This window comes from Gemmatimonadota bacterium (genome assembly GCA_009838845.1).
GTDB lineage: Bacteria > Latescibacterota > UBA2968 > UBA2968 > UBA2968 > VXRD01.
In genome coordinates this window covers 1-14340 of sequence record VXRD01000116.1, presented here as the reverse complement: position 1 = coordinate 14340, position 14340 = coordinate 1, and the positions used below count along the sequence as shown (strand labels likewise).

General features: G+C 52.5%; 12 protein-coding genes. 9 read left to right on the top strand and 3 right to left on the bottom strand.

The window, feature by feature from the left end; all coding sequences use genetic code 11:
• Positions 1 to 22: 22 nt before the first annotated feature.
• The 9 genes from F4Y39_15255 to F4Y39_15215 all read left to right on the top strand — a co-directional run bounded on the left by F4Y39_15255 (position 23) and on the right by F4Y39_15215 (position 11478).
• Positions 23 to 814: a phytanoyl-CoA dioxygenase family protein gene (locus F4Y39_15255; protein ID MYC15077.1), complete on the top strand. Its 792-nt coding sequence runs from the start codon at positions 23 to 25 to the stop codon at positions 812 to 814.
• Between the two features lie 107 nt (positions 815 to 921).
• A complete protein-coding gene (locus tag F4Y39_15250) occupies positions 922 to 2109 on the top strand; it encodes a phytanoyl-CoA dioxygenase family protein (GenBank protein MYC15076.1) in 1188 nt (395 codons plus the stop codon).
• Between the two features lie 53 nt (positions 2110 to 2162).
• Positions 2163 to 2846 carry a phytanoyl-CoA dioxygenase family protein gene (locus F4Y39_15245; protein MYC15075.1) on the top strand — a complete coding sequence of 228 codons (684 nt, stop codon included), beginning with the start codon at positions 2163 to 2165 and terminating at the stop codon, positions 2844 to 2846.
• A 26-nt stretch (positions 2847 to 2872) separates the two neighbouring features.
• Positions 2873 to 4582 carry an arylsulfatase gene (locus F4Y39_15240; protein ID MYC15074.1) on the top strand — a complete coding sequence of 570 codons (1710 nt, stop codon included), beginning with the start codon at positions 2873 to 2875 and terminating at the stop codon, positions 4580 to 4582.
• Positions 4583 to 4675: 93 nt separating this feature from the next.
• Positions 4676 to 5797 carry a Gfo/Idh/MocA family oxidoreductase gene (locus tag F4Y39_15235; protein MYC15073.1) on the top strand — a complete coding sequence of 374 codons (1122 nt, stop codon included), beginning with the start codon at positions 4676 to 4678 and terminating at the stop codon, positions 5795 to 5797.
• A gap of 4 nt (positions 5798 to 5801) precedes the next feature.
• The gene (locus F4Y39_15230; protein ID MYC15072.1) at positions 5802 to 7316 is read left to right on the top strand and encodes a glycoside hydrolase family 32 protein; all 1515 of its coding nucleotides are present in this window, start codon (positions 5802 to 5804) and stop codon (positions 7314 to 7316) included.
• 29 nt (positions 7317 to 7345) lie between these two features.
• Entirely contained in the window at positions 7346 to 8716 is a 1371-nt protein-coding gene (locus F4Y39_15225; protein MYC15071.1) for an arylsulfatase, read from the top strand.
• Positions 8634 to 10121, top strand: a complete 1488-nt coding sequence (locus F4Y39_15220; GenBank protein ID MYC15070.1) for a sulfatase — start codon at positions 8634 to 8636, stop codon at positions 10119 to 10121. The genes F4Y39_15225 and F4Y39_15220 overlap by 83 nt, the downstream gene beginning before the upstream one ends.
• Positions 9949 to 11478 carry a hypothetical protein gene (locus F4Y39_15215; protein MYC15069.1) on the top strand — a complete coding sequence of 510 codons (1530 nt, stop codon included), beginning with the start codon at positions 9949 to 9951 and terminating at the stop codon, positions 11476 to 11478. The genes F4Y39_15220 and F4Y39_15215 overlap by 173 nt, the downstream gene beginning before the upstream one ends.
• A 3-nt stretch (positions 11479 to 11481) precedes the next feature.
• Here the strand turns inward: F4Y39_15215 and F4Y39_15210 are convergent, their stop codons facing one another.
• The 3 genes from F4Y39_15210 to F4Y39_15200 all read right to left on the bottom strand — a co-directional run.
• Complete coding sequence (locus F4Y39_15210) at positions 11482 to 12534, bottom strand: hypothetical protein (GenBank protein ID MYC15068.1); 1053 nt, start codon at positions 12532 to 12534, stop codon at positions 11482 to 11484.
• A 32-nt stretch (positions 12535 to 12566) separates the two neighbouring features.
• On the bottom strand, positions 12567 to 13370 hold the full coding sequence (locus F4Y39_15205; GenBank protein MYC15067.1) for a phytanoyl-CoA dioxygenase family protein: 804 nt from the start codon (positions 13368 to 13370) through the stop codon (positions 12567 to 12569).
• A gap of 63 nt (positions 13371 to 13433) precedes the next feature.
• On the bottom strand, positions 13434 to 14340 hold a 907-nt coding region (locus tag F4Y39_15200; protein MYC15066.1), incomplete at its 5' end, for a multicopper oxidase domain-containing protein.

Here is a 14340-nt window from a genome sequence, read left to right as displayed (position 1 = left end):
AACCGCCAGGGAGGAGTAGCACATGAGTGAGTTTTATATCCCCGAAGATGCAGAGGCGCAGTTTGAAGATCGCGGTTATTTTGTGGTTCGAAATCTGATTTCAGCCCAAGCAGTTGAGGCCGTGCGAAGTGAACTTGAACGGGTCATCGCAGAAAAGCCGGAAGGATTCAGATTGACCACTGATCGCGCGGATGACACAGGTGTTGACGGTGATGCGGCGGTATGGGCTGTGGGCGATCGGGACCTTCATAGCCGGGTGCTTTGGGAGGAGTGGTTGACAGCAGAGAATGTGATTGCAATGAACCAACGTTTTCTGGGTGAGAATGTTCGCGTGCAAGGCACGCGTTTTTTTACGAAGCAGGCTCGAATCGGCGAATCGGTTCCCTGGCACCAGGACATTTGGTTGTGGGAGCGCGATGCCTCGCGTGGCATCAGGCCACACAAGCGCGAACATTTTAATTGTTGGGTGGCTCTGGAGACTGTCGATCTGGAGAATGGGTGTTTGCATGTGATGCCAGGCGCCCACAAAGGCGACGTGATTGAACATGTGCAGTATGATGGGTTGCACCCAGAGATTCCGCGTGAGCTTTTGAAGGATAAGACGCCTGAACCTGTGCCCTTGGGACCGGGCGATGCGGTGGTCTGGCATGCGCATATGTGGCATATGAGTCCACCGAATCCGAGCGATCGCACGCGATGGGGCGGTGTTATGATCACGTTTCGCGAAGAGATGGCTGAAAAGGCGAATCAGGCCGATCGGGGAATGCTCATCCGCAATGGGATGGCGTGTTCTTATCCAGGACCGATTCGTTGAGCCACATCTCCAGTTTTTCATTTTCAACCAGAGAACCAAATATGGCCGAACAAGAAGATTATACATCTGCCACAGCTTTTTTTAATCCTTAAACCAGTGAGTTGATTATGTCAAAACACTTAAATTTAGATGAGCGGCTGCGCGTCCCCTACTCCATCGGCACGGGCATTCCCAAAGGGGGCGATGCAGAGATTGAGGGGTATGTGCAATCGCTGCGAACCCAGGGTTTCTGCGTCATCGATCGGGTGATTCCCAAAGATCAGATCGACGCGGTGCGCGAGAGTGTACACCGGGGTCGCGAACTGTTGGAACAGGACCGAGAGGCGGAGCGCCGCAAGCGCATAGAGATAGAGCGTCAGAGAGACCCCCAGGCCAAGATCGACGACAGCCCTGAGCGCTTTGAAAGATGGCGCCTGGACCCGGTGCGGCCGCCGATGGCACCGCACGCCGAGCTGTGCGATATCGCGCGGTGCGAGACCTTCGCCGAGTACCTCGCGGAGCCTCGCGTACTGCGGGTTGCCAGAGCCATGCTCGATACGCACATCCGTATTATGCAGACGGAGGTCAACAAGTCGTCGCGACCGGCGAAGAAACCGCTATCCGAGCAGCAACTTAAGCACCGCGGTTGGCATTCTGACTGGCCACACGATCTGAGCGCGTATGGGCCAAACAGCGAACATCCCTGGAAGCACTGCGGCGCAGTCGCCCAGCCCTTCCCCGACGTTTGCATGGCACTATCCACGGTCTGGTACCTCGGGCCTGAAGACGTGACCCCGTTCAACGGCGGCACGTGGATCGTGCCGGGGTCGCACAAAGACCCGCGCAACCCGCGAGGTCCCGACGACGGTATCGACGCGCGCGCGCCAATTCCAGGAGAATTTCAGGTCTCTGCCCCGGCGGGCTCGGTTTTTATGCAGGACACAAGAAGCTGGCACTCGACCGGGCTTAACCAGAGCGAACACGAGCGCACGGCGGTGGTGTGCCGATATGCGCCCTGGTGGCTGTCTGGGAATGAGTTTGGCAACTTGCACTCGGGCGGCCACACACTAAGGACCTACGTGCCGCGAGAGGTTTTCGCCAGGTTCTCCCCGGAGCTGAAGCTGCTGTATCGGCACCTCGCCGAGGGCGAGGAGGATGTGCTACAGCCAGAGAACCAACACAAGGCGTTGCGCGCCAGGTTTGTGGATCAACCGGAACTGCGCCATCCAGACCGCATCGGCGACAATAGCCACATCGTCGCCGGGGACATGAGCGTTGAGGAATGGGAACGCAGCCGGGGCGAGTCTGCCAGATGACAGAACCATAGAATCATGATCTATGTGATATCTTTGAGAAAGGTGTGATAGGTATGTCAGAGCGAATTCTGACGCAGGAGCAGATCGATATTTTTCATCGCGATGGGTTTGTTGTGGTGCGGCACCTGATTCATGAAGAGATGGTTGCTGGACTGGCACGAGATTATGATCGGGCGACTCGTGATGAGTTTGATGTGCCGGCCTGGAAGGACCGCATTGCACCGGGTAAGACGCTGCAACTTGGCAATCCTTCATTGAGGATACCTGGGTGGGAAGGTCATGAATATCGACAGCGCATTGTGCAGATAGGAAAGGAGTTGCTGGGTGAGGATATTGACTATCGGTACGATCAGTTAATTTACAAACCACCTCACTCTCAGGTGGAATTATTGTGGCACCAGGATGCGGGATATGGTTGGCCGGGTGAAGCGAACCATCGGGCGCTGACGTGCTGGCTGGCTTTGTCTAAGGCGACAAAGGAAATGGGGTCTTTACAGTTTATTCCCGGCAGTCACTTGAATGGGATTGCAGAACACATCAGTGCGAAACACAAAAATCCGATTAACAATGCACTGGAAGTGATTGTGGACGAAAGCCAGGCCGTGGTGGTAGAGTATGAACCGGGTGATGCAACCTTTCACCACGGGCGGACCCTGCATTATACGAGTGGGAATACAACAGATGAACCCAGGCGCGGGTTGTCGACGCATTTGTGGCCACCTGTAGAAAAGCATTGAAAGAACCGTTTTAGGGAGCTTTAGGCGTGAAAGAGAATAGACCAAACGTAATTATTCTTCTCACCGATGATCAAGGCTACGGTGACTTGTCCTGCCATGGGAATCCAGAACTTCAAACGCCATCTATGGACAAGCTACGTCAAGAAAGTGTCCGCCTGGAAAATTTCCATGTGGCGCCGATCTGTACGCCTACGCGCAGTCAGTTGCTTACGGGATGTGATGCTTTGCGCAACGGTGCATACTCCTGGGCTTATGGGCATGAATGCATTTTTCCTGAGATCCCAACGATGGCCGACATTTTCAGGGATAGTGGTTATCGGACCGGGCATTTTGGAAAATGGCATCTCGGCGACAATTATCCCTTTCGTCCACATGATCGCGGTTTTGATGCGTCGATCCATCACAAAGGTGCGGCCATTACGCAGACACCAGATTACTGGAACAACGACTATTTCGATGATCACTATTGGGATAAAGACGAGGTGAGACAATTTAAGGGGTATTGCACCGATGTGTGGTTTCGTGAAGCCATTGCCTTTATAGAGGAATGCCGCGAGGCTTCGGCTCCATTCTTTCTCTACCTTCCTACAAATTGTCCTCATGGTCCTCACTATGTTCCCGACCAATACCGTGAACCGTATCGGCATTTGGGACATAAACTTTCCAGCTTTTTTGGTATGATTACCAATATAGATGAGAATATCACTCGGCTAGACGAGTTCCTGGAAGAGAATGAGCTGAAAGAGAATACGATCTTGATGTTCATGACCGACAATGGCGGTACGGCAGGTGTGGAATACTACAATGCAGGTATGCGGGGCAGCAAGGGCACGCTTTTCGAAGGCGGTCATCGCGTCCCGAGTTTTATCCGCTGGCAAAAGGGGAACCTCAAACCCGGACAGGATCTGGTGCAAGTGACGCAAGTTCAGGACATTCTACCCACATTAATGACCCTGTGCAGGTTGGATGCACCTGAAGATTTCTATTGCGATGGTATGGACCTGAGTCCGATTCTTCTGGGCGGTGAGAGCAAGGCTCTCAATGAGCGTAAACTCGTGGTCCAGTTCACCAGGCGTCCCCCTGTGCCGCAAAAAGGTGATGCGTGCGTTATCTGGCAGAATTGGAGACTTATTTCCGGGAAAGAATTATACGACATCGAAAACGATCCTGCGCAGGAGAATGACATTTCGAATGAATATCCTGACATTGTGGTCGAGTTGAGCAAACACTATGAAGCATGGTGGCATTCCGTTGAGCCGAGCATTCAGCGGGTCAACGCGTTTCCTGTGGGCGGAAAGAGCACGCAAGTTGTCAATCTGTGTCTCTTTGACTGGGATGATTACGAAGGTGAGGTAAATAATACGCCTCAGCGTTCTGTTCGCCAGGGAGCTCGCATCTTTGGCGACTGGCACATTGAAATCGAGAAAGCAGGTGAGTACACCTTTGAGATGCGTCGCTGGCCGCCTGAAGCAGAGACCGCCATCGCAGGCGGATTGGATGAATACCGAGCGGAAGATGACATCTTTCCAGAAGGTATAAGCTTGCCGATAACGAAGGCAATACTCGCCGTGGAGGGACAGAATAGAGAGATTGCGGTTGGGCCGAACGACGCAACTGTAAGTGCTACTTTGAGCCTGGAAAAGGGCAAAACGACTATACGCTCTGTTTTTTGTGATAAGGACGATGAGGTGCTATGTGGGGTCTATTATCTAAGGATCTGTTGTTTATCGATCTAATCGAAGTGATAGCCAAATCCGGGACCGATTCGCGGATAAGGAAAGCATTTCGTTTCATTACAGGCGTAACCAGGTGCCAACAGGAGAAAGGATATGAGCCATACATACCGGGTCGGCGTGATCGGTTTTGCACATATGCACGTCAACAATGTTGCCGCGTTGTTTGCACAACACTCGCAGGTTGACATGGTGGCCTGCGCGGATACCGTGCCGACGGTTCCCGAGTTGCGCGACGCGCCGTACACTCGTGGGTGGAACATGAAAAACGCGCTGAACACGATAGGGATACCGAAGGCGTACGAAGATTATCGAGAGATGCTGGCGAAGGAAGCGCTCGACATCGCAATCTGCACGACCGAAAATGCGCGCCACCCGGAAGTGGTGGCCGCCTGCGCGCAGGCGAATGCTCAGGTATGCGTAGAGAAACCGATGGCAATGTCGATGTCTGATGCGTTGCAGATGGCCCGCGCTTGCGAAGCTGCAGGGGTGACAATGGCGGTGAATTGGCCGATTACGTGGCGTCCTGCTGCGAGAAAGGCCAAAGAGCTGATTGATCAAGGCGTGATCGGCCGCGTACTCGAAGTTCGTTGGCGGGGTGGTCACCGCGGACCGCTCGGGGCAGGTGTTAGTCACGCAGGCGTGAGCGGAGGTGCGGAAGCGATGACCGAACGGGAGTTGGGCGCTACCTGGTGGCATCGCGCGTCGGATGGCGGGGGTGCGATGCTGGACTTCTGTTCCTATGGAGCCCTTGTCGCGCGATGGTATATCGGTGAACCTGGCGTGTCAGCAATCGGAATGCGAGCGAACTTGAATAGCCCGTGGGGTGACGCAGACGACAACGGCGTGATGATCGTCCGGTTCTCGCGTGCAATGGGCGTGTTTGAGGGAACCTGGACTACCAGGCATCAGGGAGTACCGAATGGTCCGATCGTATATGGGACGAAAGGCACGTTGGTGGTAGGGGGAGGTAGGGGCAAGCCAACTGTCCAGGTAGAGGCCGGTGAGAGTGCCACCTATTCGTGCGAGAGGCTGCCCCAGGGACGTCGTCAGATATCCGAGGAATTAATTCACCATCTGGACACGGGTGATCCTCTGCATGAAACGCTGCAGGTAGGCATGAATCTCGATGCAACGGCCATTGTGGATGCTGGAATCCGTTCTGCTGATAGCGGGCAATTGGAGCCTGTGAACGGCCCGAATTGGGCAATCGGATAGCAGGATGAAAGGAGATTGTGTGCAAAATTATGACGATTTTTTGATGGAGGTCTATGAATCCAGGGAAAAGATGGTTGCCGATCGACACCGCCCGCGATACCATTTTTTGCCTCCAGAAGGTCGATGGAATGACATAAATGGCGCGATTTACTGGAAGGGGCGATACCATATCGGATACCTCCAGAAGATTGCAAATGGATCCGGTGAGAGGGATTTTTCCAGTTGGCAGCACATTTCGAGCCGGGACCTTCTTCACTGGACCTACCACAAAGCATCTCTGCGAGAGCCGCTTGAAGGCAAAAAGGGGGATTATTTTAACAGTGGTGATGCGATGGAAGGATGTGAGGTACCGACGATTATCACCAATATGCCGCGCAAAGGGATATGCATTTACCAGTGTTACGATGATCAGCTTGACCATTGGGTTCCGCTCGATGAGAATCCAGTTATTCCCATTGATGCTGGCTGGAACCGCGTGACGAACATACTGGAGCCAGACGCGCCCTATCCGGAATGCGTGATCTTTGATCCGAGTGGTTGGAAGGAAGGGGATACGTACTACGCTCTGATCGGAAACAAGAACCACCGGCCCGGATATGAAGGGGATTGCACAAGTCTGTTCAAGTCGAAGGATTTGAGAAATTGGGAATACGTTGGACCTTTCTACAAGTCGGATCGAAAGTGGACGGAGGAGATCGAGGACTGCGCTTGTTCGGATTTCTTTCCGTTTGGCGATCGGTATATGCTGGTGATGCATACCCACCTGCCATTCTCAAAATGTCAGTATTACATCGGCCGATATGAAAACGAGCAATTCTACCCTGAGGAGAACGGTCAGCTGAGCTATCTCGGCGGTCTTCTTGCTGGACCAGAAACCCTGATTGACGAGCGCGGTCGGAGGATTTTCTGGGGATGGATCCGCGAGGGGAGGAGTACGTCAAAGTACGGATGGGGCAGCATCATGACGCTGCCTTGGCATTTTATTCCCGATGCGGATAACCGTCTTGAAATTCGTCCGGTTGAGGAGCTTCAGAGATTGAGATACGACGAGCGTTCCATCGATTCGGTGCGGGTAGAGGTAGGGCAGGATATCGCTTTGGAAGAATTGAGCGGTACCTGTATGGAATTGAAGTTTGCCATTGATCCTGGAAATACAAACACATTTGGGTTCAAGCTGTTTTGCTCTCCCGACTGTGCGGAGGAGACCGTCACCTCCTACGATGGGACAAAGAAGGAATTTGTCATCAATTTTTCGAATGCGAGTCTTGCAGATGACCTCGAATATCCCACGTTGAAGCAGGTCGTGCCATTCGAGCCGCGAAGCGGAGGACCGTTGCATTTCCATGTGTTTGTTGACCGATCGGTGGTGGAGATTTTTGTCAATTCTCAGATTTGTATGGTTCAGAGGGTGTACCCAACGCGAGAGGATAGTGATCAGGTTCGGGTGTTCTCTTCGGATGGGTCCATCGTTGTGAGCGACATCGTGAAGTGGGAGATGGATGCGACGAATCCCTGGTGATAAAGAAATGATCTGAAGGGAGTAGGGCAATGGAAAAACAAAACATCGCAGGCATTGAGAAGCCGAATATCATCTATATCATGCTGGATGAGTGGGGATATTTTGAGTGGTCCGCCATGGGTCATCCCATTCTTCAGACGCCCAATATCGACAAGATGGCGTCTGAGGGCATCCAGTTTACTCAAATGCTTGCGGGAGGTAATGTCTGTGCTCCGACCCGCTGTGCGCTGATGACAGGTCGGCATACGGGTCACACAACAATCCGCGCAAATGGCGGCGGTCTGGCACTGCGTACAGATGATATGACGATCGCTGAAATGCTCAAAGCCGAGGGCTACGCGACTGGCGGTTTCGGCAAGTGGGGCCTGGGCGATGCCGGGACAACGGGCGTGCCAGAGAAACACGGCTTTGATACTTTCTTCGGTTATTATCATCAGGTGCATGCACACACGTACTACCCGAGATACCTTCTCCGCAACAGCGAGAAGATGTATCTGGAGGGGAATACAGGTGGTTTCCACACTGGCGAGGTGTTCTCCCATGGCCTCATCTATGAAGAAGGGCTGAAGTTCATACGAGAGAATAAAGATCGTCCGTTCTTTGCCTATCTTCCGTGGACGCCTCCGCACGGCCAGTGGATGATGCCCGAATCGGATCCGGCCTGGCAGAAGTACAAGGACGTGAAATGGGATGCCACGAACCAGAGAGGACCTTACGATACACAGATGTACGCCGCGATGATGGAAATGGCTGATCGCCAGATCGGTGAGATCATGGATCTGCTGAAGGCGTTGAAGATTGACGAGAAGACCATCATCTTTGCTTGTGGCGACAATGGTGGCGCTCCTTATTTCGCAAACGAGAACCATCCACATGGCTTTTTTGCCCCCAATCTGAATCCCGGGACGGGCGAACGCTTCCGCGGGGGCAAGGGCAATTTCTATGAAGGCGGGCTACGGGTTCCCTTCATCGTCCGGTGGCCGGGTCAGATCGAGCCAGGAACGTTTTCTGAGCACCTGGGATACTTTCCCGATGTGATGCCTACTCTGGCGGAACTGACGGGGGCGAAGATTGGGTCTGATATCGACGGCATTTCAATCTTGCCCACATTGCATGGTGAGACCGAGCGCAAGCAGGAGCAGCACGAGTACCTGTACTGGGAGGATCGGAAAAGTTGCGCTGTTCGTATGGGGAGTTGGAAAGCCGTGAGACCAGATAAAGACGGGCCGTTTGAGTTGTATGACTTGAGCACAGATATTGAAGAACTGAACGATGTCGCTGCTCAGTATCCTGACATCCTCGAGAAGATGACGCAGTATGCCGGGGACGCTCATACACCGGTTCGCGAAGGCGAGATTCTCGATCCATCTATGGGATTCAAAGGACACGATGAGGATTAGGCAGTTCATGGCAGACATCAAAGAAAATAAAAGCAATCAACCCAATGTGCTCTTTATCGCCATTGACGATTTATGCGGTTGTCCCGATGCGATGAATGGAGAAACTTCTGTTCACACTCCCAATATGAATGCGCTTGCCCAAAAGGGCGTGTATTTTACCAATGCACATTGCGCAGCTCCTGCCTGCAATCCTTCACGTGTAAGTGTGATGACCGGGTTGGCTCCATCGACATCGGGCGTGTATCTCAACAGGCAGGATTGGAGAAAATGTAAGAGCCTGAAAGATAGGGTTACACTGCCTCAATATTTTAAGGACAAGGGGTACAAAACCCTTGGTGGCGGAAAGGTGTACCACGGGGCGACCCTGAGCGAAAAGATGTATGAGGGATATCTTGATCCCCGCCCCTGGGACGAATACTTTCCATCAAAAGACCGTCAAATGCCTCAAGAAGTCGCGCCAGATGTTTGGCCTGTAAATGGGAGCAAAAAGTTTTATCGCGGATATTTTGATTGGGCGGCATTGGATATTGAAACTGGAGAAATGGCCGATGCCAAAGTCGTGTCGTGGGCAGAGCAACAACTGTCTCAAGACCATGGTCAGCCTTTGTTTCTGGCCGCGGGGATCTATCGACCGCATATTCCCTGGTATGTGCCAGAAAAATATTTCGAGAGACATCCCTATGACGAAGTTGCAGTACCTGAGGTTCTTGAAAATGATCTGGATGATGTGCCAGAAGCGGGTCAGGCTATGGTCAGGCGTACATGGCACAAATGGATGGTTGAAAATGACAAATGGAAAGAGGCTGTTCAGGCATATCATGCGGCTGTCAGTTTTACCGACGACATGGTTGGGCGTCTATTAGCTGCACTTCAAAATGGACCTCACGCCGAAAATACTATTGTTGTTTTGTGGTCAGACAATGGGTATCATCTGGGGCAAAAGGAGCATTGGGAGAAATTTGCATTGTGGGAGCAGACCACGCGGGTACCGATGATCATCGTTGCGCCTGGAGAGATTGCTTCGGGCAAGGTCTGCAAACAGGCTGTCAGCCTGCTCGATATTTATCCTACACTGATCGAATTGTCAGGCGGTAAAATATCAGGAGATTTTGATGGCGTGAGTCTGGTCCCTTTGCTGCATAACCCAGAGGAAGAGACCCATCGCGCAGTGGTCTGTACACAGGGATTCAATAATCATGCAATAAGATCGGATAGGTGGCGTTATATCCGATATGAGGATGGCTCGGAAGAATTATACGACCATCAAAACGATGGGCAAGAGTTCCACAATCTGGCAGATCGGGAAGCGTATGTTTCGGTCAAACAAGAACTGTCATCCTGGTTGCCAAAACACAATGCGGAACCATACCCGACAGGGAATTCTCAAAAAACCACCGAACACTAATATAAAACAAGGAGAATCTATTATGAAGCTCACCCTGATACTCGGTCTCATGACCCTCACGCTTATCTCAGGGGTCACAACGGTCAGCGCCAGATACCAGGAGGCCATGGATACAAATAGCTTTGTGCAAGACCTCAAATCCGATTACGGCCTGGTCGATGACGATGCAAAAACCAACCAGAGTGCGCTTTTGCAGAAGGCGATCAACGACGTCGCAGCCGCAGGCGGTGGACGGCTTATTATTCCGAAAGGAACCTATCGTTTTGCAAAAGTCTATCTCAAATCGAATGTACACCTGTTGATCGAAAAAGATACAGTCATCAAGCCCTATTGGCCAGAAGGTACAAAAACCGTTATTTTCATCCTGGACTATGAGGATACATCCGGGAGGGGACCTAAGCAAAGGGGAAATGAATTTATTGAGAACGTCAGCATTAGGGGACTCGGCGGACGGTTCATCGTCGATTATTCCGACCGGGAGCGGCGGGAAGAAGAGGGCATCCGCACCGTCTTGTGCAGAATGGTCAGAAATTTCCTCATCTCCGATCTCGATATAAAAGATAACTTCACGGTCTATTGTGGGTTGACGATGACTCCTACACGGTCGCGCAACGAAAATGTGAAACATTGGGAGATCTCTCGCGCTACTGATGGAACCATCCGAAATTGTCGCATCTTCAACGCCAGCCCGGGATATGGACTCGTCCAGTTACACGGCGCACAATCGTTGCACTTCGAAGATCTTTACGCAAAGGGAGGCGTCACCCTGAGACTGGAAACGGGTGCTGTGGGAGATCACACGGCAGTTTATGACATTACAGCCAGAAACATCACCTCTGAAAATGGCCGCTGTGCTGTCATGCTTGGACCTCACAGCGCGAACAATGGATTGGTTCATGTCGATGGTGTCACGTCCCAAAGCAGTACATATGCGGTCACCATAGGCAGGGGGAACGTCAAGAAGGCCGAACAGGCGAGAAATCCCGACGCAAAACCCGGACGCTTTGCCGATGGGTGTTCCATCAAAAATATTCACGCGATTTTTGGGAAAGATGCGCAGGTAAAAACACACGAAATGATGAATATCCCGGAAGAATACTACGATGATCTGAGGCTAAGAAAGGTCACAAAATTCTTTGATGGGCCATCGATCGGGGCGGTAAAGGATTACACAAATGGGACATATCGCGTCGATATCGAGAACGTGACTCTTGAGGGATTTAAGTACAACGCTGATAAGAAGATCCTGACCCCAGAAGACGCCAGACCGGGCAAATGGGGACAAGCCCTCAGAAAATGGAAGGCTGACCGGGGTATCCCTATTGAACCCAGGAGAGCCTCAAATTCGGGAAAATAGCTTTTAGCCCGTTGCCTTTTCAGCCGCCACAATTTCCTGCATGTCTCGATCAAACGACGCTCCGTCGAACGGCACGACGACAATCTTGCTGGCGTGATTATCGTTTCCCAGATCTTCCGCTTTCTTCACATCAATGACCGAGAAGATGAAGTGCGTGACGTGGCCGTCTTCGACATATGCGGTCGGACGCTCCACCATCTCCCAGTGGTTTACAGTTCCATCTGTATAGCGAAATACCATGGCCTCTTTGCGGAAGGCAACGCCCCGATACGTCCAGTTATGAATACCATCTTCGGACGTAAAGTGATAAGATATTCCGGTAGGCCAATGGTTGTACACAATGTGATACAGGCCGCCGCTGTACCAGACAGTGGGGTCCTCATTCCGCGTCTGAGGCAACTCTGGATATTTATCGTACAACCGATCGCTCATGATCTTATAAGGCCCCAGAATGCCGCTTTCGCTGATCAGGGTAGCAGTGGACCGGGGGACAATCATGTATCTCCCCTCTGGTCGCAGCAGGATTTTGACATTGGCCATGCGGCCGTTCCTTTCATAGCGGGCAAGTGCCGGATCAAATCCGTTGAAATCTACCTTGATCCTGCCGAGTAGTTCAAACGGGCCGTCTGGCGATTCGGAAACAAAGACCTCCCCATGGGTAATCTCGCTTGTCACCGTGGCGTACCGACCGTCGTGCATCCTCAGTCCGATCACATTGTGTCCCTTGCCGCCCTGCCAGTGGGGCCAGAGGAGGCCCTTGTCTTCATAGGGGCCCATAACGTGATCGCTGACAGCGTGTATGCCTTTTGAGTCTTCTTTCCAGCCTGTGCGGTGCGTAAAGGCGTGATGCCAGCGGCTGGCATAGATGTGATAGCGCCCTTCATTGTCCTTCACAATCTTACCGTCCCAGTAGCACCAGTTCTCCAGCCTGACATCTTCCAGCCCGTTGTGGATGTCGCGCGGCAACACATTTGGATCGCCCCAGACTCTTTCGGAGACCAGAGGTCCCCGAGGCTCCATGGGAAGGAAGTAGTCAATCAGGGTTTTTGCTGTCATACCATCTCCTTCACGTCAGTGGCCTGATGTTCTCAGTCAATACCCATCACTTCGCGGACACAGGAAAATTCTCGCCAGATGTCGGTGAAGCAGTCGTTGCCGTTTTTTGCACAATCAATATGGCTCATGCGGGCAATTGTGGCATAGCGAATATTGGGAGAAGCATTGGGGCTGGCGCAGTGATACACCAAAAAATGAGCGAGAATGAGATCTCCTGCCTGACCGGTGATCATGTGCGGTGGCTCGGGCTGGTCAATACGTGGCTGTCCATTGGAGAGAATTTCAACGCCCTTCTTATTGAGATAGTCTTCATAGACGTGATGGGACCCGGGCCAGACTGTGAAATTTCCACTATAGGGCTCGGGTACATCGGCGAGATAGATGATGCCAAAGCAAGTAAAGCCCCGGTGATAGGAGCCTTTTGGTTTGCCATTTCTCCCATTGCCCATATTATCGATGTGACCGGTCGGTTCGGGCGGTGCTTTGCCCAGGACATTGGGAAAACGTGAGGCGGGAGTTGTCCTGCCAATGGGAGTTTTAAGATTTCCTTTGCCCAGTAGAGATTCAGTCAGAGAAATGACAGGGCTTTTGTGGTACAGATCCTTGATCATTGGGCTGCTATTGAGGTTGCTGACGACCTCACCGCCACCGTGGTGCTTTGCCAAATTCAGACCCTTCGGGCTGAGTGTGCCGATGGAATAGTTGATCGCTTGACGAGCCGTGTCAACCATTGATTTTGAGATCGCACCGGGGATTTTGACATACCCCCGGTGGTAAAATTCACGGATTTGTTCAGTGGTGAGTTTCATTGCGTTCTCCCTGTTTGCCATACCCATCTATTTTTTGCACACAACTTACATATCAAAAGGCGCAACAGCAAGCCGAAGATAAAGTTATCATTATCTGCCCGGCAGATTTTTCGCACGGTTCACGAGATTTTGGACATCCATGTATGGTTCGGGGGCTGTGGACTTCCAGACGACCTCGCCGGTCGTATCCAGCAGGACTGTGCCGTGCGTTGGGCCGGTGTGGGCCATTCCAAACCAGCCTGCCCATTTGCCAGCAGTGTCAGAGATTAGGCTCGATGACAGCACAGCAACTCTCTCCTGGTCCGGCTCGGATTCTGGCGTGATGATCACCAGGTTGATGTCGTTCTCCCGAAGCACCTCGTCGAACAAACGCGCGTGCTCGTAACAATGCCCGCATTGAACGCCAGTGATGAATGTGACGACGGTTGTCTTGCCAGTGATCAGGCTGAGTTGCTCTGGCTCTTCCACAACCAGGAACTGTCCCATCATCCCGTTGTCTTCGTGTTCCAGGATGTGGCAGTGGTACATGTATGGTACCTGAGGATCAGCATATCGATCGAAGGCCATGATGATCCGAACGAGATCACCTGGAGGCACCAGGACTGTGTCTTTCCAGCCGAGGTCGGCACTGGTGGATGGTTGGCCGTTGCGGTCGAGAATTTGAAACTGGACCGGATGGAGGTGGAAAGGGTGAGGCTGACCGCCGCGATTATGCACTTCCCAAATCTCAATGTCTCCCAATCGCACGACCTCATCAATTCTCGCCATATCCATTGTCTTGCCGTTGATCGGTGGTCCTCCTCGACCGCCTCGTCCCCCTCGCCCTCCTCGACCTCCTTGTCCTCGTCCGCCTTGTAGAGCCTCCAGATTCCGGGTAATGCGTTGTTGTATGTTTTGTAGTCGTCCCCCTCGTCCCCCTCGTCCGCCGAGGCCGGGGGGGTGGAACGCGACTGGCGCTGGCGAAGGATAGGGTGGGGGTGGTGGGGGGTGTGGGCGG